26 protein-coding genes and 1 pseudogene are annotated in these 24,087 nt (G+C 68.9%); 21 read left to right on the forward strand and 6 right to left on the reverse strand.

What is annotated here, in order from left to right; all coding sequences use genetic code 11:
• Positions 1-51: 51 nt before the first annotated feature.
• Positions 52-2,727 (forward strand): heavy metal translocating P-type ATPase, encoded by a 2,676-nt coding sequence (locus tag C441_RS17195; RefSeq protein WP_007276233.1) that lies wholly within the window; start codon positions 52-54, stop codon positions 2,725-2,727.
• Positions 2,728-2,892: 165 nt separating this feature from the next.
• Positions 2,893-3,369, forward strand: coding sequence for a high-potential iron-sulfur protein (locus C441_RS17200; protein ID WP_007276234.1), 477 nt, complete (start codon positions 2,893-2,895; stop codon positions 3,367-3,369).
• Positions 3,370-3,403: 34 nt separating this feature from the next.
• On the opposite strand, the gene C441_RS17205 is transcribed toward C441_RS17200, so the two are convergent.
• Positions 3,404-3,862 (reverse strand): hypothetical protein, encoded by a 459-nt coding sequence (locus C441_RS17205; RefSeq protein WP_007276235.1) that lies wholly within the window; start codon positions 3,860-3,862, stop codon positions 3,404-3,406.
• Between the two features lie 38 nt (positions 3,863-3,900).
• Positions 3,901-4,473 (reverse strand): hypothetical protein, encoded by a 573-nt coding sequence (locus tag C441_RS17210; protein ID WP_007276236.1) that lies wholly within the window; start codon positions 4,471-4,473, stop codon positions 3,901-3,903.
• A gap of 110 nt (positions 4,474-4,583) precedes the next feature.
• Between C441_RS17210 and C441_RS17215 the strand changes: the two genes are divergently transcribed.
• The 8 genes from C441_RS17215 (at position 4,584) to C441_RS17250 (ending at position 11,480) form a co-directional block, all read left to right on the forward strand.
• Positions 4,584-5,195, forward strand: a complete 612-nt coding sequence (locus tag C441_RS17215; RefSeq protein WP_049920676.1) for a hypothetical protein — start codon at positions 4,584-4,586, stop codon at positions 5,193-5,195.
• A gap of 1 nt (position 5,196) precedes the next feature.
• A complete protein-coding gene (locus tag C441_RS17220) occupies positions 5,197-6,555 on the forward strand; it encodes a hypothetical protein (protein WP_007276238.1) in 1,359 nt (452 codons plus the stop codon).
• Between the two features lie 132 nt (positions 6,556-6,687).
• The gene (locus C441_RS17225) at positions 6,688-8,115 is read left to right on the forward strand and encodes an FAD-dependent oxidoreductase (protein ID WP_007276239.1); all 1,428 of its coding nucleotides are present in this window, start codon (positions 6,688-6,690) and stop codon (positions 8,113-8,115) included.
• A 240-nt stretch (positions 8,116-8,355) separates the two neighbouring features.
• Positions 8,356-9,273: a DMT family transporter gene (locus C441_RS17230; protein WP_049920694.1), complete on the forward strand. Its 918-nt coding sequence runs from the start codon at positions 8,356-8,358 to the stop codon at positions 9,271-9,273.
• A 211-nt stretch (positions 9,274-9,484) separates the two neighbouring features.
• Positions 9,485-9,796, forward strand: a complete 312-nt coding sequence (locus tag C441_RS17235; protein ID WP_007276241.1) for a hypothetical protein — start codon at positions 9,485-9,487, stop codon at positions 9,794-9,796.
• Positions 9,786-10,661, forward strand: coding sequence for an FAD:protein FMN transferase (locus tag C441_RS17240; protein WP_007276242.1), 876 nt, complete (start codon positions 9,786-9,788; stop codon positions 10,659-10,661). Before C441_RS17235 ends, C441_RS17240 begins: the two co-directional genes overlap by 11 nt.
• A complete protein-coding gene (locus C441_RS17245; protein WP_007276243.1) occupies positions 10,651-10,941 on the forward strand; it encodes a hypothetical protein in 291 nt (96 codons plus the stop codon). Before C441_RS17240 ends, C441_RS17245 begins: the two co-directional genes overlap by 11 nt.
• Positions 10,941-11,480, forward strand: coding sequence for a hypothetical protein (locus tag C441_RS17250; protein ID WP_007276244.1), 540 nt, complete (start codon positions 10,941-10,943; stop codon positions 11,478-11,480). Before C441_RS17245 ends, C441_RS17250 begins: the two co-directional genes overlap by 1 nt.
• 49 nt (positions 11,481-11,529) lie before the next feature.
• On the opposite strand, the gene C441_RS17255 is transcribed toward C441_RS17250, so the two are convergent.
• The gene (locus C441_RS17255; protein WP_004967794.1) at positions 11,530-12,045 is read right to left on the reverse strand and encodes a winged helix-turn-helix transcriptional regulator; all 516 of its coding nucleotides are present in this window, start codon (positions 12,043-12,045) and stop codon (positions 11,530-11,532) included.
• 3 nt (positions 12,046-12,048) lie between these two features.
• Positions 12,049-12,345, reverse strand: coding sequence for a hypothetical protein (locus C441_RS17260; RefSeq protein WP_049917719.1), 297 nt, complete (start codon positions 12,343-12,345; stop codon positions 12,049-12,051).
• A gap of 310 nt (positions 12,346-12,655) precedes the next feature.
• On the opposite strand from C441_RS17260, the gene C441_RS17265 reads away from it, so the two are divergent.
• From C441_RS17265 to C441_RS17315, 11 genes and pseudogenes are all read left to right on the forward strand, one after another.
• Entirely contained in the window at positions 12,656-12,862 is a 207-nt protein-coding gene (locus tag C441_RS17265; protein WP_004040969.1) for a cold-shock protein, read from the forward strand.
• Between the two features lie 251 nt (positions 12,863-13,113).
• The gene (locus C441_RS17270) at positions 13,114-14,154 is read left to right on the forward strand and encodes a metal ABC transporter substrate-binding protein (protein WP_007276246.1); all 1,041 of its coding nucleotides are present in this window, start codon (positions 13,114-13,116) and stop codon (positions 14,152-14,154) included.
• Positions 14,151-14,948: a metal ABC transporter ATP-binding protein gene (locus C441_RS17275; protein ID WP_007276247.1), complete on the forward strand. Its 798-nt coding sequence runs from the start codon at positions 14,151-14,153 to the stop codon at positions 14,946-14,948. The genes C441_RS17270 and C441_RS17275 overlap by 4 nt, the downstream gene beginning before the upstream one ends.
• Positions 14,945-15,931 carry a metal ABC transporter permease gene (locus C441_RS17280; RefSeq protein WP_007276248.1) on the forward strand — a complete coding sequence of 329 codons (987 nt, stop codon included), beginning with the start codon at positions 14,945-14,947 and terminating at the stop codon, positions 15,929-15,931. Before C441_RS17275 ends, C441_RS17280 begins: the two co-directional genes overlap by 4 nt.
• A gap of 290 nt (positions 15,932-16,221) precedes the next feature.
• A complete protein-coding gene (locus tag C441_RS17285) occupies positions 16,222-17,265 on the forward strand; it encodes a methyl-accepting chemotaxis protein (protein WP_007276249.1) in 1,044 nt (347 codons plus the stop codon).
• Positions 17,266-17,703: a chemotaxis protein CheW gene (locus tag C441_RS17290; protein ID WP_007276250.1), complete on the forward strand. Its 438-nt coding sequence runs from the start codon at positions 17,266-17,268 to the stop codon at positions 17,701-17,703.
• 67 nt (positions 17,704-17,770) lie between these two features.
• Complete coding sequence (locus C441_RS17295) at positions 17,771-19,081, forward strand: MFS transporter (protein WP_007276251.1); 1,311 nt, start codon at positions 17,771-17,773, stop codon at positions 19,079-19,081.
• Positions 19,082-19,228: 147 nt separating this feature from the next.
• Positions 19,229-19,870 (forward strand): annotated as a pseudogene (locus C441_RS17300) (NADPH-dependent F420 reductase).
• A gap of 176 nt (positions 19,871-20,046) precedes the next feature.
• Complete coding sequence (locus C441_RS17305; protein ID WP_007276252.1) at positions 20,047-20,361, forward strand: HalOD1 output domain-containing protein; 315 nt, start codon at positions 20,047-20,049, stop codon at positions 20,359-20,361.
• 178 nt (positions 20,362-20,539) lie between these two features.
• On the forward strand, positions 20,540-21,865 hold the full coding sequence (glmM, locus tag C441_RS17310) for a phosphoglucosamine mutase (protein WP_049920677.1): 1,326 nt from the start codon (positions 20,540-20,542) through the stop codon (positions 21,863-21,865).
• A gap of 117 nt (positions 21,866-21,982) precedes the next feature.
• Positions 21,983-22,594, forward strand: coding sequence for a nitrous oxide reductase accessory protein NosL (locus C441_RS17315; RefSeq protein ID WP_007276254.1), 612 nt, complete (start codon positions 21,983-21,985; stop codon positions 22,592-22,594).
• 54 nt (positions 22,595-22,648) lie between these two features.
• On the opposite strand, the gene C441_RS17320 is transcribed toward C441_RS17315, so the two are convergent.
• Positions 22,649-23,068: a hypothetical protein gene (locus C441_RS17320; RefSeq protein ID WP_007276255.1), complete on the reverse strand. Its 420-nt coding sequence runs from the start codon at positions 23,066-23,068 to the stop codon at positions 22,649-22,651.
• Between the two features lie 575 nt (positions 23,069-23,643).
• Positions 23,644-23,922 carry a PadR family transcriptional regulator gene (locus C441_RS17325; protein WP_004967808.1) on the reverse strand — a complete coding sequence of 93 codons (279 nt, stop codon included), beginning with the start codon at positions 23,920-23,922 and terminating at the stop codon, positions 23,644-23,646.
• Between the last annotated feature and the right edge of the window lie 165 nt (positions 23,923-24,087).

Consider the following 24,087-nt stretch of genomic DNA (forward strand, 5'->3'; position numbering starts at 1 on the left):
CCCCCGTTTCTAACAGGTGGATTATTAATCCGTCACCGGCTACTGCCGAGTATGAGCGAACACGACGGGCGCGACCCCGACTCCGACCTCGATGAGGGTGCGGACGCGTCCACGGACTCGCAGGAGGGCGACGAATGCGGGTGCGGCGACGCCTGCGAGGTCGAGTCCGCGTCGGCGTCGGGAGCGCCCGGCGAGACGGGCACCGGCGACCCCATCGGCGGGTCCGACGGTTCGGCCCGCGCGGAGTTCGGCGTCCCGGAGATGGACTGCGCCTCCTGTGCGAGCAAGGTCGAAACGAGCGTCCGGAAACTCGACGGCATCGGCGACGTCGACCCGCGGGTGACGACCGGCCGGCTCGTCGTCGACTACGACCCCGACCGGACCACGACCGATGACATCCGGGGAAACATCGAGGGCGCGGGCTACGCCGTCGAAGGCGGCCCCTCGACGCGCGAGGTGTCGCTTTCCGTCCCGGACATGGACTGCGCCTCCTGCGCCGGGAAGGTCGAGAACGCGCTCCGGGGCGCGCCGGGCGTGCTGTCGTACGAGACGCGCCCGACGACCGGGACTGCGCTCGTCACGCTCGCGGCCGACGCGGACCTCGATTCGGTCGTCTCGGCCGTCGAATCCGCCGGCTACGAGGTCACCAGGACCGACGCCGACGACGGCAACGAGGGTCACGGTCACTCTCACGGCGGTTCCGACGCGGACCGCGAGAGCGTCTGGCGCAGTACGCGCGCGGTCAAAACGTGGGTGAGCGGCGGCTTCCTCGCGGCGGGCATCGCCGCCGAGTACCTGCTCGGGCTGGAACTCGTCGTCGCCAGCGTTCTCGGCGTCTCGTTCACGGTCGCCGAACTGCTGTACGTCCTCGGGGCCGCGGTCGGCGGGCAGGCCATCCTCCGCAACGGCTACTACTCGGCGAAGAACCGCAGTCTCGACATCGACTTCCTCATGTCGGCGGCGATTCTCAGCGCCGTGGCCGCGAGCCTCATCTCCGGGCCGACGAGCCTCTACTTCGAGGCGGCGACGCTCGCGTTCCTCTTCAGCGTCTCCGAACTCCTCGAACGCTACTCGATGGACCGCACGCGCGACTCCCTCCGCGAACTGATGGACCTCTCGCCCGACGAGGCGACGGTCCTCCGCGACGGCGTCGAGACGGTCGTTCCCGTCGAAGAACTCGAAATCGGCGACGTGGTCGCCGTCAAGCCCGGCGAGAAGATACCCGTCGACGGGACGGTGGTCACGGGCGACAGCGCGGTCAATCAGGCCCCCATCACCGGCGAGTCCGTCCCGGTCGACAAGACCGCGGGCGACGAGGTGTTCGCGGGCACCGTCAACGAGGCTGGCTACCTCGAAGTCCGCGTCGAGTCCGCCGCGGGCGACGACACCCTCTCGCGCATCGTCTCGATGGTCGAGGACGCTCAGTCCAACAAGACCGAACGCGAGCAGTTCGTCGAGCGCTTCTCGTCGTACTACACCCCCGTCATGGTCGTCGTCGCGGTCGCGGTCGCGGCGATACCGCCACTCGCGTTCGGCCTCGACTGGGTGACGTGGTTCGTCTACGGCATCACGATGCTCGTGCTCGCCTGCCCCTGCGCCTTCGTCATCTCGACGCCCGTCTCGGTCGTCTCGGGCATCACGTCGGCCGCGAAAAACGGCGTGCTCATCAAGGGCGGCACGCACCTCGAAGCGATGGGCTCGGTCGAGGCCATCGCCGTGGACAAGACGGGCACGCTCACGAAAGGCGAACTCACCGTCACCGACGTGGTTCCGCTCAACGGCAACTCCGAAGAGGACGTGCTCCGGTGCGCCCGCGGCCTCGAATCCCGGAGCGAACACCCCATCGGCGAGGCCATCGTCTCCCACGCCGAGGGGACGGGCGTCGCCGGCCGCGAGGTCGACGACTTCGAGAGCGTCACCGGCAAGGGCGTCCGCGCCGACCTCGACGGCGTCCCGCACTTCGCCGGCAAGCCCGGCTTCTTCGAGGAGCTCGGCTTCGACCTCGAACACGTCCACGTCACCGGCCCCGGCGAGGAGCTTTCGGCGGACGTCCGAGAGCTCTGTGACCGCCACGGCTGTCTCAACCTCGTCGAGGACACGATTCCGCGCCTCCAGTCCGAGGGCAAGACGGTCGTCGTCGTCGGCACCGAAGACGACCTCGAAGGCCTCGTCGCCGTCGCCGACGAGGTCCGCCCCGACGCCCGCGAGACGGTCGCGAAGCTCCGGGAGGCCGGCCTCTCGGTCGTCATGCTCACCGGCGACAACGAGGGGACCGCCCGCGCCATCGCCGAGCAGGTCGGCGTCGACGACGTCCGCGCGGGCCTCCTCCCGGAGGACAAGGTCGCCGCCGTCGAGGGACTGCTCGACGAGTACGGCTCGGTCGCCATGGTCGGCGACGGCATCAACGACGCCCCGGCGCTCGCCACCGCCACCGTCGGCGTCGCCATGGGCGCGGCCGGCACCGACACCGCCCTCGAAACGGCCGATATCGCCCTCATGGCCGACGACCTCTCGAAGCTCCCGTACCTCTACGAACTCTCCCACCGGGCCAACGGCGTCATCCGGCAGAACATCTGGGCGTCGCTCGCAATCAAGGCCGTCCTCGCGGTCGGCGTGCCCTTCGGCTACGTCTCGGTCGCGCTCGCGGTCCTCGCGGGCGACGCCGGGATGACCATGGGCGTGACGGGCAACGCGATGCGACTCGCACGGATTCGCCCGGACGAGTGAGGTTCACGGGGCTCGTCACCTCTCACTTCCCGATTTTCGCTCTCTCGCGGCCCGATTCGCGCATCCGTGTTACTTAGTGGCGTGACACCATCAACGCGTCCGCAATTCTTGCCACGCGAGAAACGGCTGGCTCGGTTTTCCCGACGCCGCGCGTCAGAGACTGGCATGGCAGATGACGAGCGGACGCCACGCCGTGACGCGACCGACCGACCGGACCGACCGACGCGCGGTCGGGACGCCGGCGAGACCGCCGAGACCGACGCGGGACGCACCCGGAGACGGTTCATCTGGCTCACCGGGACCGCCGCGATGGCGGGGCTGGCCGGCTGTTCCGGCGGCGGTGGCGGCGCGGCCGAGACGACCGCGACCGCGACGACGACGCAGTCGTCGGGGTCGACCGGGGGCGTCCCCGCGGAGTACGCGACCGCCACGTCCCTCGGCGGCACCCAGCGCAACCCCGATAGCCTCTCGTCGCAGGAGGCCGTCTCGTATCAAGAGGAGCCGAGCGAGGGCAGGCAGTGTTCGACCTGCCGGTACTACATCGAGGACAAAAACGGGGACGGCGTGGGCGCGTGCGCCATCGTCGCGGGCGAGATTTCGCCCGAGGGCTACTGCGTCTCCTACGTGGAGTACGAGGGGTAGCGCTCGGGGACGGCTCTCGTGGGCGGCTCTCCGGTCAGGAGTCGTCGCCGGTCGGCCCGACGGCGGTCTGTATCCGACAGCGGATGGACTCCTCGACGCCGTCGCGCTCGACCGGAATCACCCATTTCTCCCCGCAACCGAGGACGGTCACCAGCTCGCCGTCCTGTCGGTGTTTCACCGAGACGAACACCTCGCCGCGCTCGGGGTCGTAGTCCACGAGCTCGACGAGCACGTCCTCGCCGGCGATGAGGAGGTTCTTCGCGCCGTTCAACTCGGTGACGTACGACTCGGTGTGCCCGGTCGGGTCGGTGACGAACAGTTCGACCACCGGCACGTCCTCGCCGTCGGGGTAGCTCGCCTCGACTTCGATTGCCCCGTCTTCGAGCCGGATGCCGTGTATCTCCACGAGCGACGCCGCGACGCCGAAGCTGTCAGCGACCTGCTGACGGAGGTCCCCCAACGGGATTCGAACCGACTCTCGAATCGTTCCCATGCCCGCCCCTACGAACGGGGGGTGTATGAGCGTGTCCGCTAGTCGTCGCCCCAGAGGGCGTCAGCGAGGCGCGACCCCGACGGGACGGCCTCGCGGAAGGCGACCGAGTCGAACGCGAGCGGCCCGTTGAGAGAAAGGAAGCCGAGTTCGCCCTCGGGCGCGCGGTCGAGATTCGTCAGAAAGGCCACCTTGCGGACGGCCTCGACGCCCTCGACGGTCGCCTCGGGGTCGACCGACTCGTACAGGGCGGCGTGTTCGCGGACGTGCTCGACACAGCGCCTCGTCGGCGCGAACAGCAACAGCGCGTGGACGCCCGGCCCCTCGCGGCCGAGTTTCGTCCGGATGGCGTGTTCGTCGTCCTTGTAGAAGTAGCGCTCCATGCGGCGGTACTGGCGGAGTATCTCGTTCGCGCCGGTGGCGTGGCGGACGGCGGCGTCGGCCTTGAGTTCGATGAGGTAATCCACCGGCTCGGGCGTCCGCACCCGGACGTACACGTCGGCGACGCCGCGGTTCCCGTAGTGGTCGTACGGCTCTTCGAGGTGAATCTCCACGTCGTCGAAGGCCGCCCGGAAGTGCTCGACCACCCGCGTCGCCAACTCGTCCTCGCGCATCTGTCGGTCGAGACGAGGCGACCGTCGGGGAAATGTCCCGCGGTTCGGCCGGCGGCGACCCGGTGTATCGGAACACCCATACCGCCGGCGTTCGGTTGGAAAATCGACACATGTCCCTGCCGACTCGCAGACAGGTCCTCCGCGCCGGCGGCGCGTCGCTCGTCGCCGCGCTCGCCGGGTGTTCCGGCGAGGGGTCCAGTTATAGTTCGGACGTGCCGTCCGGTCCCTCCCCGGACGAACTCGTCACCGACTACGACCACCTCCAACTCCGCAACGACGCCGAGAGCGCGATTTTCCGGAACGCCGCCCGCGACGACGAACAGACGGAGTCGTCGTATCCCGACGATTTCCTCGTCACCACCGACGAGGAACGCGCCGACGTCGAGTTCGCGGCCGAACCCGACGGCGTCGACGAGGCCCGCGCGTTCATCGACCAGACGGACTTCGACGAACAGACGCTCGTCATCACCCAGCACCGGACGGACGCCTGTCACCGCGTGAAACTGCTGTACGTCACGCACCCGCCGGACAGCGTCGTCCATCTCGACTTCTGTCGCTCGCTGCGCGCCGCGTCGGTCGAGTGCTCCGTCGAGGACCGCCACGTCGTCGCCTCGCTGGTGCGACTGCCCTACTCCTCGGAAGGCGAATCGAGTTGGGGACACGGCGGCGGAAGCAGTTGTCGCCTCCCGCCGTCGCTCCGAACCGAGACGGAGGACGCCTGAGATGCCCCGGACGCGACGCGACGTGCTCGCCTCGCTCGCCGGGGTCGGCGTCGCCGGACTCGCGGGCTGTACCGCGCTCGATTCGAGCGGGTCCGACTCCGATAGTCCGACGCTCGACCCGGCGACGCTCCGAGCGGTCATGGAACTCGGGTCGCCGGCGTTCCCCGCCCGCGTCCCGGCCCCGATTTTCGAGTCGTTCCTCGAACGGGGCCGCGCTCGCGCCCGCGAACTCCTCGATTCCTGTCCCGAGACGATGTCCCCGGAAGAAGTCCCGAACGAGGCGGTCCGGGAAATCTACGCCGAGGCGTACGCGGACGCCGCAGAGGCCCTCGCCCCCTCGGACACCGACGAGTCGCCCTTCGAGACGCTTCGGGGACTGCGCTACGCCCGCGGGGCCGCGGCGATGGCGAAGGGGACCTACGACGCCGCCGTCGGCGACCTCACCGAGGCCGACGTGCGCGACGAGGCCGCGGCGGTCCGCGCCGATATCGAGTCGTTCAGGCTCGGCACGCGCTACCTCGGCGACGAACCCGACCGGGCGCTCGTCGTGTACGACGCCGTCGAGGACTTCGTCGCGGGTGCGGCCCGGCGTCTCGACAACGCCGACGAGTACGGTCGCTACGCCGACAGCGCCCCGCGAGTCGGCGAACTGCTCGACGCGGTGGAGTCGGCGCGGGCGTCGCTCGACGGCGCGCGCCACGTCCGCGACCGCTATCTGGCGTCGATTCACGACCCGGTGGACTTCACCGACGCGTTCGAGTCGACCGCGTCCTCGCTCGGCGCGGTCGTCGAGGACCGCCGGGCCGAGTACCCCGAGGAGGGCGGGCTCGAAGCCGTCATCGAGGGCGAGGGGTTCGACACCGAGGAACTCGAATCCACGCCGGCCAAAGACCTGCTGGTGGAGACGTTCGTCGAAGTCGAAAGCGGGCTTCGGGACGCCCGCGAAGCTCTCCGAAGCGGGCGATTCGCCACCGCGCTCGTGGGCTCGCACACCGCCGAGACGCACCGCCGCGCGTTCGAGGAGGCAGTCACGGCGGTCAAGCGAGGCCGGTACGAGTCGGTCGAGTCCGCGGCCGCGGTCAGAGACGCGAAACTCGGCGCGCTCGAAGCCCTCGAAGCCGCCCGCTCGGACGAATCGAACCCGCACCTGACGCGGCGCGCGCTGGTCGATATCGCCTATATGGTGGGCAACGGGGACGACTACCTCGGCGACGACTACTACGAGGACGGCGACCCTCGGTCCGCGCGAAACGCGGTCTCGGAGTACGCGACCGCCGAGTTCGCCGCGCGCGAGACGCCCGCCGTGAGCGCGTGGGTGCTCGGGACGCTCGCGGCCGAGCGCGGCGGCGTCGGCCACTGACGGGCCGGTTCGCTCGTTTTCGCCTCGCTTCCGGCCGCCGTCGCCGGCCCCTCGACCGTCCCCGGCGCGTCCGTGCGCCCCCTCCGTCCGGCCGGGGAAATTACGTGTCGGCGGGCGTACCACTCTCTCACGATGTCTGCCGAACCATTCGTCGTCGTCGGCGGCGACGCCGCCGGACTCTCCGCCGCGAGCAAGTTCGCCCGCGCCGACACCAACCGCGACGTCGTCGTCTTCGAGAGGGGCCGGTGGGTCTCCTACGCCCACTGCGGCACGCCCTACTTCGTCAAAGGCGAGGTCGAGAAACTCACCGACATGCTCTCGCTGTCGCCCGAGGCGGCCGCCGACCGCGGTATCGACCTCCGGCGCGAACACGAGGTCGTCGCCGTCGACACCGACGAGCGGGTCGTCACGGTCGAGGGCCCCGAGGGGACGTTCGAACAGCCCTACGGCGACCTCCTCGTCGCCACCGGCGCGCGGGCGCTCCGCGAGCCGATAGACGGCATCGACCTCGACGGCGCGTTCACGCTCCACGGGCTGGACGACGCGGCGGCGATTCGGTCGTTCCTCACTGACCCGGACGAGGCGTCGGTGGCCGACCTCGGCGGGGGCGGGTTCGTCGACGAGGCGCGCGCGGCCCGCTTCGGCGCGATGGAACCGCCCGAGTCGGTCGCCATCGTCGGCGGCGGCTTCGTCGGCGTCGAGATGGCGGAGGCGTTCACCGCCCACGGACTCGACGTGCACCTGTTCCAGCGGTCCGGCCACGTCCTCGGCACCTTCGGCGAGGCGGTCGGCGAGCGAGTCGAGGAACACCTCGAAGCCCACGGCGTCACGCTCCACCTCGGCGCGTCGGTCGAGCGACTCCGCGGCGGCGACGCGGGCCGGGTGGAGGCCGTCGTCTGCGAGGACGGCGACCTCGCGGTCGACGCGGCGATGGTCGGCATCGGTCTCCGGCCCAACTCGGACCTCGTCGCCGACGCGGTCGACCTCGGCGAGACGGGCGCTATCGCGGTCGACGACTACGGGCGGACGAGCGCCGACGGCGTCTACGCCGCGGGCGACTGCGCCGAAATCGACCACGTCGTCACCGGCGAGCCGACGTGGAACACGCTCGGCCTGCCCGCGAACCGCGCCGGGCGCGCCATCGGTCAGACCGTCGCCGGCGACCCCGAACCCATCGGGACCGTCGCCGACACCTCGGTCGTGAAGGCGTTCGACCTCGAGTGCGGCCGCGCCGGCGTGACCGACCTCGACGTGGCGCGCGACGCGGGCTTCGACCCCGTCTCGGAGACCATCACCGCCGGCTCGCGGTCGGGCTACTACCCCGGCTCCGCCGAGACGACCGTCACGCTCGTCGCCGACCGCGACACCGGGCGACTGCTCGGCGGGACCATCGTCGGGGCCGACCGCGCCGCCGTCAGAATCGACACCGTGGCGACCGCGCTCGCTTCCGAGTTGACGGTCGCCGAGGTGGAGCGACTCGACCTCGGCTACGCGCCGCCCTTTAGCCCCGTCTGGGACCCGATTCTGACCGCGGCGAAGGTCCTCCGCGGCTCGCTATAAGCCGCGAGCGGTTCGAAATTCGAACCGAACAAAACGACTATTATCGATTGTGTGGTAACGATACGCTCACGTGCTGGATATTACTGCAACTGAACGCGGACGTCTCGAATCCGGGCCGGCGGGGCCGGAACGGCTGACGCGGCCTAAACGGCTGACGGGGCCGGAACGGTCGGCGGAATCGATGGAGCCGCCGAGTCGGACGCGGTCGCATCGGCGGCCGCCGAGCGGAGCGTGGTGTCGGTGAACGGCCGGGTCGCCGCCGGGCTGTTCGTGCTTCTGGGACTCCTCTGGGGGAGTTCGTTCGTCGCCATCGAAATCGGCCTCGCGTACTTCCCGCCGCTCCAGTTCGCGGCGCTTCGGTTCTTTCTCGCGGGACTCATCGTCCTCGGCTACGCCGCCGTCTCGACCGACTACTGGCGGCCGCACAGCCGGACCGACTGGACGCTCGTCGGCGTCTCCGGCGGTCTCCTCATCGGCGCTCATCACGCGTTTCTCTACCTCGGACAGGAGCACGTCCCCGGCGCGGTGGCGGCCATCGTCATCAGCCTCGGGCCGGTCCTGACCGCGCTGTTCGCGACGGGCATCCTCGGCGACCGCATCTCCCCGCTCGGCGTCCTCGGCTTCGGCTTCGGCTTCCTCGGCGTCGGTCTCGTCGCCCGACCGGACCCGAACGCGCTCCTCTCCAGCGACGTGGTCGGCGTCGCCACCGTCCTCGTCGCCTCGGCGTGTTTCGCCCTCGGTGCCGTCCTGACGCGGCCCTTCTCGTCGGACATCCCGGCGCGAACGCTTCAGGCGTGGGCGATGCTGTTCGGGGCCGCGCTCCTGTCGGTCGCGGGCGTCGCCACCGGCGAATCGCTCGCGGCAATCGAGTGGTCCGGCGTCGCCGTCGGCTCCCTGCTGTATCTCGCCGTCGTCAGCGGCGCGGGCGCGTTCCTCATCTACTTCGAACTGCTCGGTCGCTTCGGCCCGACGCAGATAAACCTCATCGGCTACCTCGAACCCGTCTCCGCGACGCTCCTCAGTTGGGCGTTCCTCGGCCAGCTCATCGACGCCGTGACCGCGCTCGGCTTCGTCTCCATCTTCGCCGGCTTCGCGCTCATCAAGCGCCGGGCCCTCGGCGAGTCGGTCGCGAAAGCGCGCGGCGGAGCGGCAGACTGAGGCGAGGGCGCTCGTCCCGCCGCGTCCCGGCCAGCCTCAGTCCCAGCCCGGTCAGCCCCGGTCAGCTCCAGCCCGCCCCAGCCAGCCCCGACCCGTTTGGTGCCCCCGCGAGCCGACGATTCGACGATTGGACGAACATTCGATGATTGACCGAGTATTCGAGCGTTGGACGCGAACCCGTTTATCCGCCCTCCGCGACCGCTTCGACACGATGCGAATCCCGCTTCCGAAACACACCCTCGTCGCGCTGGCGCTCGTCGGCGCGCTCCTGACGACCGTCGTCGCGGCGGGGCTGGTCTCGCCGACGCTCCTCCCCGGAACCGACACGCAGACGCCGACCGACCACGCCGCGACGGCGTCCGCCGACGATGCGCCGACGCCGAACCCGGACTTCACGCCCGCGGTCCAGTCGAACGGCGACGGCGACGGTGACGAGGAACACGAGGAATACGATGGCGACGAGGAGCACGGGGAGTACGACGACGAGGAACACGAGTACGAACACGAGGGCGATGACGACTGACCTCGCCTCGCGGGCCCGCTCGGCGCTCGGCGAGTCGACGGTGACGTTCGACTGCTGTGACACGGCGTTTCTGGTCCGCGCGGCGGGTCGGAACGCGTCCGCGGCGACCCGTCGCGCCCGCGACACCGCCCTCGACCTCGAACGCGTGCTCGACGCCTTCGACTCCCGAAGCGCCGTCTCCCGGCTCAACCGGACCGGCCGAATCGACGACGCGACCGTCGCGGCGGTCGTCCGTCGCGGCCTCGAATACCGCGAGCGAACCGACGGCGCGTTCGATATCGGTGCCGGCGCGACCGAGGCCCGAGTCAAGGAGTACATCGCCGGCGAGTCCGACGCCCGCCCCCGCGGTGCCGACCCCACCCAATCGGCGCGGGTCGCCGTCGACGGGACGACGGTCGAGACCGACGGGCGACTCGACCTCAACGGGCTCGCTAAGGGGTTCATCGTGGACCGGGCCGCCGCGGAACTCGACGGCTTCGCCCGGACCGGCTTCGTCGACGGCGGCGGCGACATCAGCGCTCCGACCGGCCCCGTCGCCGTCGAGAGCCCGTTCGGCGGCGACCGCCCGCTCCGCGTCCTCGACACCTCGTGGAACGTCGCGACCTCGTCGGGACACCGGCGAGGCCGCGGCGGCGTCGACCACATCTACGACCCGCGGGGCGGGCGCGTCGGGGCGCGACACGACCTCGTCACGGTCGTCGCCCGGCGCGACTGCACCGAGGCCGACGCGCTGGCGACGACGCTCGGGGCCCTGCCGCTCGCGGACGCGCTCTCGCTCGCCGAGGACTGGTCGGGGCTCGAAGCGTTCGTCGTCCACGACGGCGTGTTCCACGCGACGACGGGGTTCTCAGACCATGTCGCGTAGGGAGCGGACGAACCGCCTCGTCGCGCTCGCGGCGGTGTTCGTCCTCGTCGCGTCGATGGCGGCGGTCTGGGCCGTCGCCGACGCCCGCGCCGACCTCGAATCGCCGACCGTCGCGGACCACCCGGCCGCCTCGGTCGTAGAGCGACAGGCCCCCGCGGATTACGACGGCGACGGCCTCGCCGACGACGCCGACGCGTGCCCGACTCGCCCCGAGACGCAGAACGGCTTCCAGGACGGTGACGGCTGTCCCGACGCGGTCGCGACGACGAGGGCCTCCTGATGGCGCTCGTCTGGTATCTCGACCGGGCGCTGGCGCTCGTCTCGTACCCGGCGCTGTACCTCGCCGTCCTGACCGGCATCCTGTACAACGCGGAGGCGTTCGGCCCGCTCCGGGACGCCGCGAGGCGAATCCACGTCGAGGTGTCCGCGTTCGCGATGATGCTCGTCGTCGCCCACGGCGTCGTCGGTATCGCGGACGTGTGGAGCGTTGTCGACGGTGCCGCGCCGGTCCCCGACTACGGCCTGCCGTACCTGCTCGCGGGGTCGGCCGTCGGCGTCGGTGCGCTCGTCGTGCTCGTCGTCGCGGTTCTCGGGTTCCTCGACCCGCGGCGGTTCGCCCGCCCGTGGTCGCCCCGCGTCGTCCACGCGTTCGCCTACGCCGGCTTCGGCTTCGCGACCCTCCACGCCGCCGCGGTCGGGACCGACCTCGCGGGGTTCGCCGTCCCCGGACTGGTCGCGCTGGTCGGCTTCCTCGCGTACGTGCTGGCGCTCAGAGCCCTCAGCCACGCGTCGGCGCGAGTGACCGCCCGAGAGTCCTGAGTCGGGGCGGACCGGGTCGGACGGGGTCGGACGGGGTCGAACCTCGGTCTCAGTAGGCGTCCCACAACCCGAGCAGTCGGTCGACCACGCCGTCGGTGAAGCTCCGCCGGTGAACCACGTACAGGTAGCGGACGCGGTCGGGGTCTCGAACCGCGTAGTAGACGCGTTGGCCGTCGCGCCGCCGGCTGACGAGGTCAGCGTCGTCCAGTTTCGACAGGTGCCACGATATCGTCGAGGCCGACCGTTCGAGGCGGTCGCTCAGCTCTGACGTTGTGAGCGGGCCGTCGGCGAGGAGGTGCGCGATGATGCGCCGGGAGTACTCTCGCCGGAGCGCGTTCATCCGGCGCTGGTCCTCGTCGTCGAACTCGCCGGCGGGGTAGTAGCGGGTGAACTTCCCGTCGTCGGAGACGTCCACGAGGCCGGCGTCCGCGAGCTCCCGAAGGTGGTACTGGAGCGTTCCCTGCGCGACGTCGAGCCGGTCCAACAGCCCGCGGAAGTGGACTCCGGGCCGGTCGGCGACCGCGGCGTAGATGTCTCGCCGGGAGTCGAGTTCGAACTCGTCCATGCGTCAGTCCCGCGAGAGCGCGGCGAAGAAGCCGGCCAGCCCGACGAGGATGAGCGCCGCCGACCCGTGTTCGAGGAGTTCGACGGTCGCCGCGGTCGCCACCCCCCAGTCGATGAGATGGTATTCGAGAAACACGGCGAGCCCGTACAGCGAGAACATCGCGTAGGACGCCGAGACGATGGCCATCCGCGTGTCGCGCTCCCGCCGCCACGCGAGCAGACTGAGCACCGCGAGCGTGGTTCCGAGGAGGAAGATTCCGAGACTCGTCGCCTGCTCGACCTGTTGTGCGAGGGTGGCCATGATGGAGTGTCCCGCGGGCGACCGCCCGACGGTGTCGGGACGACGGGCCGTTCGGACAAAGCCGTTTTCGTACACCAGTCGAATCGTCGTCGCCGTCGCGGAACTTCGCTCCCGCGCGCCGCACAACGAGACGCTCTGCGGACCACTGCTCAGGCTGGACGCCACAGTTTCGGCGTCATCGCCGACTGCCGTCCGGTCCGGCACATTCCCGCCGAATTGGGCGTTGGTAGTGGACGAACGTCTGCCGAAGGGTCGTGGTACCTCGACCCTCGGAAGGGTTATCCGTCGCCCGACTCTCGATCTGTACGTAATGGCACACGGCAAAGTTGATTTCTTCAACGACACTGGCGGCTACGGTTTCATCTCTACTGACGACGGCGACCTCGACGACGACGAAGACGTGTTCTTCCACATGGAAGACGTCGGCGGCGACGACCTCACGGAAGGTACCGAAGTCGAGTTCGACATCGAGTCCTCGCCCAAGGGCCCCCGCGCGGCGAACGTCGTCCGACAGTAACACCGAGACGCGACTGCTGTTTATCGCGGCAGACACCATCTCGACTTTTCAGACAGTTGCCCGCTGAGCCGCGGCGCTCCGTATTCACCGCGCGTCTCGGGTCGACGCTTCCGTCCGCAGAGCGATATCACGGCTCTCCGCATATCTTCGGGGTCGACGGCGCTCCCCGGCGACCGCGACGCCACCACGAAATAATAAAAAACACATTCAAAATAACAGCACTTATTATCTCGAACAAACTTTCTATTAACATGCGAACGAAGACCCGACGCAGGTTCCTCGCGACAGTCGCCGGAAGCGCCGCCGTCGGCCTCGCGGGTTGTCTCGGCGGTGACGACTCGTCCGATTCGACCGGCTCGACCGACTCGTCGGCCGACTCGGAAACGACGGCGACGGCCTCCTTTTTCGTCTTCGGCGACGTAGCGCGCCACGTCGCTGGCGACGCCGCCTCCGTCGACACGCTCGTCCCCATCGGCCAGCACGGCCACGGCTGGGAGCCGGGTCCGGACGTGCAGGGCCGGGTGCTCGAATCCGACCTGTTCGTCCACGGGATGCCCGGTTTCCAGCCGTGGGCCGACGACATCCGCGCCTCGCTCGACGCCGACGACTCGGGTGTCGCCGAAGTCGACGCGTCCGCCGACGTGGAACTCCACGAAATCGGCGCTGACGGCCACGTCCACGACGACGAGTCTCACGACGAGACGGAACAACACGACGAGGAGACGCACGCAGACGAGACAGAACAGCACGACGGCGAACTCGACCCGCACTTCTGGCTGGACCCCACGCGGGTCGCCACCGCCACCGGGACGCTCCGCGACGCCTTCCAGTCGGTCGATTCCGCGAACGCCGACGCCTACGCCGCGAACGCCGAGTCCTACCGCGAGACGCTCTCGGACCTCGACGCGGCGTTCGAAGACGGCCTCGCGGACCGCGAGCGCGACGTGCTTCTCGTCGCCGGCCACGACGCCTACGGCTATCTCGCCGACCGCTACGACCTCGAAATCGTCGCGCTCACCGGTATCTCACCCGACGAGGAGCCGTCGCCGCGGGACATAGAGCGGGCGCAGGCGACCATCGCGGAACACGACATCCGACACGTCCTCGCCGACCCGCTTGAGTCCGACCGCGCCGCACAGCAACTCGTCGCCGAGACGGACGCCGAGGACGTGCTTCCGCTCACGCCGCTTCCGGGCGTCATGACCGAGTGGGAGGAAAACGACTGGGGCTACGTGGACATCATGCGCGAGGTGAACCTCCCGTCGCTCCGGACGGCGCTCGGTGCGCAATGACGGCCGTCTCGCTGTCCGACGTGGCCTTCTCGTACGGCGACGTGCCCGTCATCGACGGGATTTCGCTCGACGTGCCCGAAGGCGAGTTCCTCGGCCTCGTCGGTCCGAACGGGTCGGGAAAGAGCACGCTCCTGACGCTGATGCTCGGTCTCCAGCGACCGACGCGCGGCGAGGTGCGGCTGTTCGACCGGCCCGCCCACGACTTCGCCGACGGCGAGCGCGTCGCCTACGTCGCACAGGACGTGACGAAGACCGCTCGCGACATGCCCGTCACCGTCCGCGAAGTCGTCCGGATGGGTCGCTACCCGCGGAACCTGTTCGGCCGCTTCTCCGCAGACGACCGCGAGGCGGTCGCCGCGGCGCTCGACCGAGTCGGCATCGCGGACCTCGCCGACCGCCGGGTCGGGGCGCTCTCCGGCGGCCAGCGCCAGCGGGTCTTCGTCGCCCGCGCGCTCGCGGCCGAAGCCGACCTGCTCGCGCTCGACGAACCGACGGTCGCCCTCGACGCCGAGTCCCGCGAGGCGTTCTACGACCTCCTCGGCGACCTGAACGACGGGGGGATGACGGTCGTCCTCGTCGAACACGACATCGGCGTCGTCACGGCTCGCGCGTCCCGAATCGCCTGTCTCAACAAGCGGCTGTACTTCCACGGCTCTCCCGACGACTTCGCCGACAGCGACGCGCTCGCCGCGGCCTACGGCGCGAATCAGCGCGTGCTGGACCACGACCACCAGCACGGCCGCCACGCGGGGTCTCACGGGCGCGCCCGCGACGAACCGGAGGACGAGCAGTGACCGGTCCCGTCGCGCTCGCGGCGACCGACCTCTTCGCGGTCGGTTTCTCCGCGGCCGACTCCCTCGCGCCGCTCCTCGTGGTCGACGCGTTCACGGGGGTTTTCGACTGGTTCCTGACGGCGGTCGTCGGCGGCGCGTTCTCGTGGCTCGCCGGCGTCACCGGCCTCGACTTCCTCGGCTACCCCTACATGCAACGGGCGTACGTCTCGGTGCTGTGCATCGGCGTCGTCGGCCCGCTCGTCGGGTCCTTTCTCGTCTATCGCGACCTCTCGATGGTCGGCGACACGCTCGCCCACACCGCCTTTACCGGGGTCGCACTCGCGCTCTTTCTCGACGCGACGCTCGGCCTCGCAGTTCCGCCGCTCTTGGGCGCGCTCGTCGTCGCGGTCGTCGCCGCGCTCGTCGTGCAGGCGCTCATCGAGTACACCGACGCCCGGAGCGACGCCGCGCTGGCGATGGTCTTGACCGGTGGGTTCGCCCTCGGGAGCGTGCTCATCTCGCTGACCGGCGGCGGCATCTCGGTCGGTATCAACCAGTACCTGTTCGGCTCGCTGGCGACCGTCTCGCGGGCCGACGTGGGACTTCTCGTCTCGATGGGGCTCGTCGTCGTCGGCTCGGTCGCGGTCGCCTACCGGCCGCTCGTGTACGTCACGTTCGACGAGACCGCCGCCCGCGCGTCGCGGCTCCACGTCCGCGCGGTCAACACGCTCCTGTCGGTCCTCACCGCGTTCGTCGTCGTCAGCGCGATGCGAATCATGGGCGTCATCCTCGTCGCGGCCCTGCTCGTCGTCCCTGTCGTCACCGCGTCACGGCTCGGCCGGAGCTTCAAGCAGTCGCTCCTCTACGGCGTCCTCGCGGGCGAACTCGCCGGTATCGTCGGCGTCACCGTCGCATATCTCTACGGGCTCGCCGCCGGCGGCTCCATCGTCCTCGTCGCGCTCGCGGGCTTCGTCGCCGTCGCCGCCGGCCGCCGACTGGCCTGAACGCGCCCCGTTTCGGCCCTCCCATCGAACCCCGGCCGCGGCGACTCCGGAGCGACTCCGGAGCGACGCCGGGGAGAAGCCGTCGCGACCGCGACCTTGACCGGACAAGTGGTTTTTAAACGACCCGATGATTTCCGGCTCTGTCGGCGTCGGTAGTATGGTATCTATCCTGCAATATCTACTCCGAATCGCTTATTTCTGGCCGTTTCGAAGCGAATACCGGCAATCTGTAGTTATTTATTTTGATATTCTCCACGAATACTTATCACTTTACTCCCACACTCGTTCGTATGGCAATCGAGCGAAACAAACGGGACCCGACGCCCGGTGACGGCGGTACCTCCCGACAGCACGACGCGTATTCCGGTCCCGGTGCCGCCGGCGCGGCGGCCGACGAGGTCCTCGACGACGTGGACGACGTCGACGACGCGACCGACGAAATCGGCACGGCGGTCGCCGAACTCTCCAACGCCTCCGAGAGCGTCGCCGTCAGCGCACAGGAGATAAGCGACCTCGCGGGCGACCAGTCGACCAACATGCAGGAGGTCGCCGGCGAGGTGTCGAACCTGAGCGCCAGCGTCGAGCAGATAGCCTCCAGCGCCGACCAGACGAAGGCGATGAGCGACCAGGCGCGCGATCTCGCCGCCGAGGGTCGAAGCTCCGCCGACAACGCCGCGGACGCGATGGAGACCGTCGACGACGTGACCACCGACGTGTACGACGAAATCACCGACCTCCGCGCGAAAGTCGACCAGATCGACAACGTCGTCGAGGTCATCAACGACATCGCCGACCAGACGAACCTGCTCGCGCTCAACGCCTCCATCGAGGCCGCCCGCGCCGGCGAGGCGGGTGCCGGCTTCGCCGTCGTCGCCGACGAGGTCAAGAGCCTCGCCGAGCAGTCCCGCGACAGCGTCTCCGAAATCGAGGCGGTCGTCGGCGACATCCAGGAGACGACCGAGACCACCGTCGGCAACATCGAGGAGGCCAACGAGGAGGTCAACGACGGCATCTCGGAGGTCGACGCGGCGGTCTCCGCGCTCCGGAACATCGACGCCGCGGTCGGCGAGGCCGCCGCCGGCGCGGAGGAGGTCGCCCGCGCGACCGACCAGCAGGCCGCGAGCACCGAGGAGGTGGCGAGCCTCGTCGACGAGACCGCTCGGGGCGCGGAGGAAGTCGCCGGCGAAATCGACCAGGTCGCCGCGGCTACCGAAGAGCAGACGGCGAACATCTCGGAGGTCGCGCTCCTCGTCGACCACATCGACGACGAGGTGGACGACCTCGAAGACGGACTCGACGCGGCCGAAGACGGGCTCCCCGCCCGGGGCGCGTAGATGTCGCTCACCGACGCGCCCGACGGCGCGCTCGCGGAGCCGACGCAGGTGCTCGAATTCGAACTCGGCGAGGAACGTTACTGCGTCGTCCTCGACGCCGTCACCGAGATTATCGACCGCAAGTCGGCGCGCTCGCTCCCGGACACGCCGCCGCACGTCGTCGGCGCGATGGACTACCGGGGCGCGACGACGATGCTCGTCGACACGGCCTCGCTCCTCGGCGTGGGCTCGAACCCCGACGCCTCCCGCGTCGTCGTCTTCGACGCCGCCGACGAGGACGCGACCGTGTTCGGCTGGCTGGTCGACGAGGTCGACCGCGTGACGGAGGTCGACCCCGAGACCGTCGACGACGCGCCGTTCGGCGACGAGCTCACCCGCGGCATCGTCAGGGCCGACGACGGCCTCGTCGTCTGGGTCGACCCGCCGGTCGACGCGTAGGCCGACCGCCCCGCGGTGGCCCGACCGCTCCGTACTTTCTTGGGCGCTCCCGCGAACCACTCGGACGATGGATACGCGTCGGGACGCCGTCGACAGCTTCGATTCCTTTCGGCAGTTCATCGGACTCGAACGCGACGTGCTCGTCCTCTCGGTGGCGATGTTCGCGTTCAGCCTCTCGTTCCAGATGACCGGCCGGTACGTCCCGGAGTACCTGCGGGTGCTCGGCGCGGGCGCGACCGTCGTCGGCCTCTACGGGAGCGTCGGTAACCTCATCGGGGCCTTGTACCCGTATCCGGGCGGCGCGCTCTCCGATCGACTCGGCTCGCGCCTCTCGCTCACGCTGTTCGGAACCGTCTCCTCTGCGGGCTTTCTCTTCTGGTTCGTCGCCCCGCAAGTGCCCGAGGTGACGCTCGCGGGCGTCTCGCTCGAACCGTGGCTCTGGATTTTCGTCGGCCTCTTTCTCACGCAGGCGTGGAAGTCGTTCGGCCTCGGCGCGACGTTCGCCATCGTCAAACAGAGCGTCCCGCCGGAGCGGCTGGCGATGGGCTTCGCCAGCACCGAGATTTTCCGCCGCGTCGGCTTCCTCCTCGGGCCGCTCATCGCGGCCGCGCTGTTGGCGGCGACGGCGACGTTCGTCGAGGGCTTCCGGTACGTCCTCGTCGTCGCCGCGGCCTTCGGCATCGTCGCCACCGTCGCCCAACACGTCCTCTACGACGCGCGCGAGGACTCGCTGGGCAAGTCGTTCGAGGGGCTCGCACAGCTCCGCGACGACCTCCGGTCGCTCCCACCGACGCTTCGGCCGCTCCTCGTCGCGGACACGCTCGTCCGGTTCGCCAACGGGATGGTGTACGTCTTTTTCGTCATCGTCGTCACGGAGTTCCTCGCCGTCGGCTTCACCGGCTTCGGCGTCTCGCTCCGCCCGGACGCCTTCTTCGGCGTCCTCCTCGGCGTCGAGATGGTCGTCGCCCTCCTGACGAAGCTCCCCGTTTCGAAGCTCGCCGAGCGGACCGGACTCAAGCCGGTCGTCGGACTCGGATTCGCGGTGTACGCCGTCTTCCCGGTCCTCCTCATCTTCGCGCCGGCGGACCAGTGGGTCGTCGTCGCCCTCTTCGCCTTCTCCGGGCTCCGGTTCGCCGGCCTGCCCGCGCACAAGGCGCTCATCGTCGGCCCGGCGGAGCGCAACGCCGGCGGGAGGGTGACGGGCGCGTACTACCTCCTGCGGAACACCGTCGTCATCCCGAGCGCGGCGCTCGGCGGCTGGCTCTACGCGAGAGACCCGACGCTCGCGTTCTCGGTCGCGTCGCTCGTCGGGGCTGTCGGCGTGGCCTACTTCGCCCTGCGCGGCAAGGAGTTCGCGGCGTACGCCGGCGGGGCCTGACGCGAAATCACCGGGAGAAATCCGAGATAGAGGCGTCCTTCTCCGTGAATACGGCATTTAACGGCATTGTAACCCGTCTGGCTGGTGGCCGGTCGCCTCGCCGCCGACCACGCAAAGATTCAACTTGAATAACATACATCTTTGTTCATGGACATAGGGATACTCGGCGCTGGCCGACTCGGTGGGACGTTGGCCCAACTCCTCGTGGAGGCGGACCATGAGGTGGCGATAGCCAACGACAGCGGGGTCGAGTCGATGGCAGACCTCTCTGAGACGCTCGGCCCGCAACTGCGCCCGGTGGAACCGTCGCGTGCGATTCGGTTCGGCGACGTGGTCTTCCTTGCGATTCCGTTCCGAAAGCGCGACTCGCTTCCCGACGCGGACCAGTTCGCGGAGAAGGTTGTCGTCGACGCGATGAACCCCTACACGGAGAACTTCCACGTCATCGACCTCGGCGACGACACCTCTTCGGAGCTCGTCGCGACCCAACTCCCGGACGCGAAGCTGGTCAAGTCGTTCAACACCATCCACTAGGAGACGCTCCGTGACCTCGGGCACCCGGACCTCCCCGAATCGGAGCGCCTCGCGGTGTTCCTCGCCGGCGACGACTCGGACGCCAAAGCGCGCGTCGCCGGCCTCATCCGTGATATCGGTTTCGGTCCCGTCGACGTCGGCGGCCTCGTCTCCGGCGGCGAACTGCTGGAACCCGGTTCGGCGCTCTACAAGCGCGAAATCACGGTCGACGAGGCGCGAGAGACCGTCCGAACGCTTCGTGCCCGACGGGGCTGACCGTCGTCTCCACACAATCATCACGGTTTTTGATTTTGTATGTCCGGTACCAGATTGCGCTCGCGGAGTACCACGGCCGTACCCGTCCGTTTCCGTGACGTTCACGGATTACGACTGTTCACAAATAGCATGGATTTAAGGGCCACCGTCGCACACAGACGGCTGTTAAGGCACCCATGATGGCACAGACGAACGACTGGAAGGACTCGCACGTGACGTACGACGAGGCGACTGGGTCGTACCGTGTCGACCGCGATTCTTCCGAGCTTCTAAGCACGAACGTTGTATTGAGTATTGCGGCGATCGAGGGCGTCCGACCGACGCAACTCCCGCCGCTCGCACAGACCATCGACCCCGACGCCCTCGAAACGGTGTTCGGCTGTTCTGAAGACGCGATTCTTTCTTTTTCGTACGCGGGCTACCGCGTGACGCTCGACGCGCTCGGTTCTATCGAAGTGGTCCCCATCGGCGACACCCAGCCCCTCCAGTGAGGCGACGCGCCGCCTAACTATCGACCACTCTCCGCCCACTCGTCCCGTCGAGTGGCGACGCGGCGAGAACGCCGACGCGGTCCGCGGTTCGTTCGCGCTCCCAGTAGGTGCCGCCTGACTCCCCGTTCGTGACAGTAGGCCAAACATACCAAAACGTCCCGTCACCCTCTCCCACGGTATGTTCGGAACGAGTGGAATCAGAGGTCCGGTTGGCCGAACCGTGACCGCCGAACTCGCCCTTCGAATCGGCCGCGCGGTCGGCTGTGACGCCTGCACCGTCGTCGTCGGACAGGACGCGCGACTCAGCGGCGACGTCCTCGCGGACGCCGTGAGCGCCGGCGTCCGCGAGTGCGGCGCGAACGTGGTCCGACTCGGCGTCGCCTCGACTCCCACGGTCGCCCGCGCGGTCGGTTGGACCGGCGCGGACGCCGGTATCGGCATCACCGCGTCTCACAACCCCGCCTCGGACAACGGCCTGAAGCTCTGGACGCCGAGCGGCCGTGCCTTCGACAAGGCCCAGACGCGCGACATCGTCCACCGGCTCAACCGCGACGAGGTGTCGCTCGCCGCGTGGGACGAACACGGCGAAGAGCGCGAGTGGCCCGACGCCGCGGCCCGCCACGTGAGCCACCTCGTCTCGTCGTTCGACGACCTCGACGACGTCTCCGTCGCGTTCGACCTCGGCAACGGGACGGGCCGCGTCTCGGTCGACGCGCTCTACGAACTCGGGGCGACGGTCAACACAATCGACGGCCAGCAGGACGGTCGGTTCCCCGCGCGAAAGAGCGAGCCGAACGCCGAGACGCTCACGGCGCTCCGCCGGACCGTCCCCGCGCTCGGCGCGGACGTGGGCCTCGCTCACGACGGCGACGCCGACCGGCTCGTCGCCGTCGACGAGACCGGCGCGTACGTCCCCGGCGACGCGCTCCTCGCGCTGTTCGCGCGGGACGCCGTCTCCCCGGGCGACGCCGTCGCCGTCCCCGTCGACACGAGCCTGCTCGTACAGGACGTGGTCGAGGCCGCCGGCGGGCGCGTCACCTACACCCCGGTCGGCGACGTCCACGTCGCCGAGGCGGTCGCCGAACCCGGCTACGTCTTCGGTGGGGAGCCCTCCGGCGCGTGGATTTGGCCCGACGAGACGCTCGCGCCCGACGGCCACTACGCGGCGCTCACGCTCGCCGACCTCGTGGCCCGCGGCGAACCGCTGTCCGAACAGGTCGCCGACCTCGGCGGGGCGGGCTACGCCACCCGCCGCGCGAGCCTCTCGTTCGACGACAAACACCAGGCGATGGACCGCATCGCCCGCGACATCCACGCCGCCTACGACGACGTCGACACCATCGACGGCATCCGCGTCGACACCGACGACGGCTGGTTCCTCGTCCGCGCCAGCGGGACCGAACCGCTGGTCCGAATCACCGCCGAAGCCCGCGACGAAGACGACGCCGACCGCCTGTTCGAGGACGTCCGCTCGCTCGTCGAGGGCGCGCGGGTCGTCGCCTGAAGCACTCGCTTTTGCGACCCATCCGCCTCCTCGTCGGAGGGTAGTTCAGTTCGCGCACGCGAGCGACCGTTCTCACGGTTTATGTACCATGACGCCCGACCCCCGCGTAGAGCGACGATGCACGACGACTCTCCGCCGGGCGACTCCCCGCCGGTCGCGCTCACGCGCCGCGCCGCGACGAAAGCCGCTTCTCTCGGCGCCCTCGCGGCCCTCGCGGGCTGTCTCGGCGGCGGTTCTCGACGGGAACGGGTGCCCGACCCGGTCGACCTCTCGGGCGGAAAGGAGGACGACCGAGGCGGGATGGTCATCGGCCTCCACGCCGGTCCGAACGGACAGATTTTCTACCGCGACAACGCCCCCGAGGGCCGCGACAACCCGGCGTGGTTCCACACGCTCGGCATGGGGCTGTTCCCGTACCACTTCGAACGTCGAGAGCTGGGCTGGGAGGCGACGGCGGTGTACGTCACCGACTACTCGACCGTCGACTACGAGCTCTCGACCGAGGACGGCGACACGTTCATCTCGACGCACACCGCCGCGGACACGTTCGGCGACGCCGCCGAGATGGCCTACGTCGTCGGAAGCGAGGTGCTCGGTGGGATGGGACGGGACCTGATTCCGTTTTCGTCAGACGCCGACGCCGACGGGTTCGTCGCCGAACACGGCGGGGAACTCGTGTCGTTCGACGACGTGACGCCCGAGTGGCTCCGCGGCTACATGCGCTCGTAGCACTCCCGTGTCGCCACTGCCGGTCGGGTGAAAACGACGAACGCTCGGCGGCGCTCAGAAGGAGTCGCCGGGGACGCGGACGCCGTCGACGTACACCGACACCGCGTCTGTCGACTGGAAGTTGGTGACGTCGCCCGCGAACTGGTAGCGCCGCGAGTCGTCGCTGACGGTCCCCTCGGCGGCGGGGCCGACCGTCCCGGTCGTGCTGAGCGCACCGTTCGGCTGGAGTGGTGAGATGGACCCGCTGACCGTCACTTCGAACGACGAGACGGAGCCGGTGCCTGCGACGACGAGCGTGTGCCCGTCGGCGTCGGCTGACTCGTCTGCCTGTTCTGTCGCCGAGCCGACCCCAGAGAACCCCGCGAGCGCACCGGCGGCCGATACCGACCCGCACAGCGCGAGGTACTTGCGTCTACCGACGTCGTCGTCAGTCGTCGTCTCTGGGTCCTGCCCGGTGGACCGTTCTCTTACCATGTCTCAGGGGTTGCGGATTATCCCCATAAATGTTGCGATAATTACATTAGTAGGAATACATGAATGTCTATCGATGATATTATTGCCGCCGTTACTGTTCGAATTCTCGACGAGTCCCCGTCGTTCAGTGAACGCACAAAAACGCAAGACAGCACCTACTTATTCTCGAATTAATCCGTTTCTTATGGGTGCATTAATCTCGGGTTCGAAGCGCCGACTCGACTATCTTGAATCTGATATTTTTGACGGCTCTTGAGTGTACCGACATCTGATATGATTCCCGACGGTGTGCGCCGCGACCCTCCTGTCCACGGCCCACACGTCGGCTCATGCTTCGAAACCCGGACGGACCAGACGGGACGCTCGGTGCCGAGCGCGGTCGGCTTCCGGTTCAGCGCCGATGCGGTCGCTCGGGTCGAATCGTCGGCGGAAGGAGGAGGGGCCGAACGAGACCGCGGGGACCGATGCGGCCACCAGCGACGAGTCGTTCTCGCCTTCGGCTTTCCCGGGGCGAGCGTCCCACTCGCGCCCGCGGGGTGTTCGAACGGACGATGCGTCTCTCCGTCAGAGTGATGCTATCCGAGGAACTCGACGCGCCGGTCTTCCCACTCTCGGCGTTCGACGATGGATTCGCGGCCCTTTTCGGACATCTCGTAGAAGTTCGTTCGACGGTCGTGTTGTCCCTTGTTGACGTACCCCTGTTCGACGAGGGCGTCGAGGTTCGGGTAGAGGCGACCGTGATTCACCTCCCCGACGTCTTTGCTGATCATCTCTTTAATCTCCTGCCCGGACGGGCGCTCTGCCCCGGCGATCACGTACAGCAGGTCGCGCTGGAAGCCAGTCAGTTCGAACATGTAGTCTCGAATCTAAGTATCGCCGTCATCGGGTATTGTTAGCCACCTCTATACTGGACAATTGGGTTCCTTACCGCCGTTGCCGCGAGTTTGCTCCCGTTTCGCCCCGAGGGTTTTTCTCGAAACTGCTGAGATGTGGAATCATCTCTGAGACCGAGATAACTC

The sequence above is a fragment of the Haloferax sulfurifontis ATCC BAA-897 genome, from assembly GCF_000337835.1.
Taxonomy (GTDB): domain Archaea; phylum Halobacteriota; class Halobacteria; order Halobacteriales; family Haloferacaceae; genus Haloferax; species Haloferax denitrificans.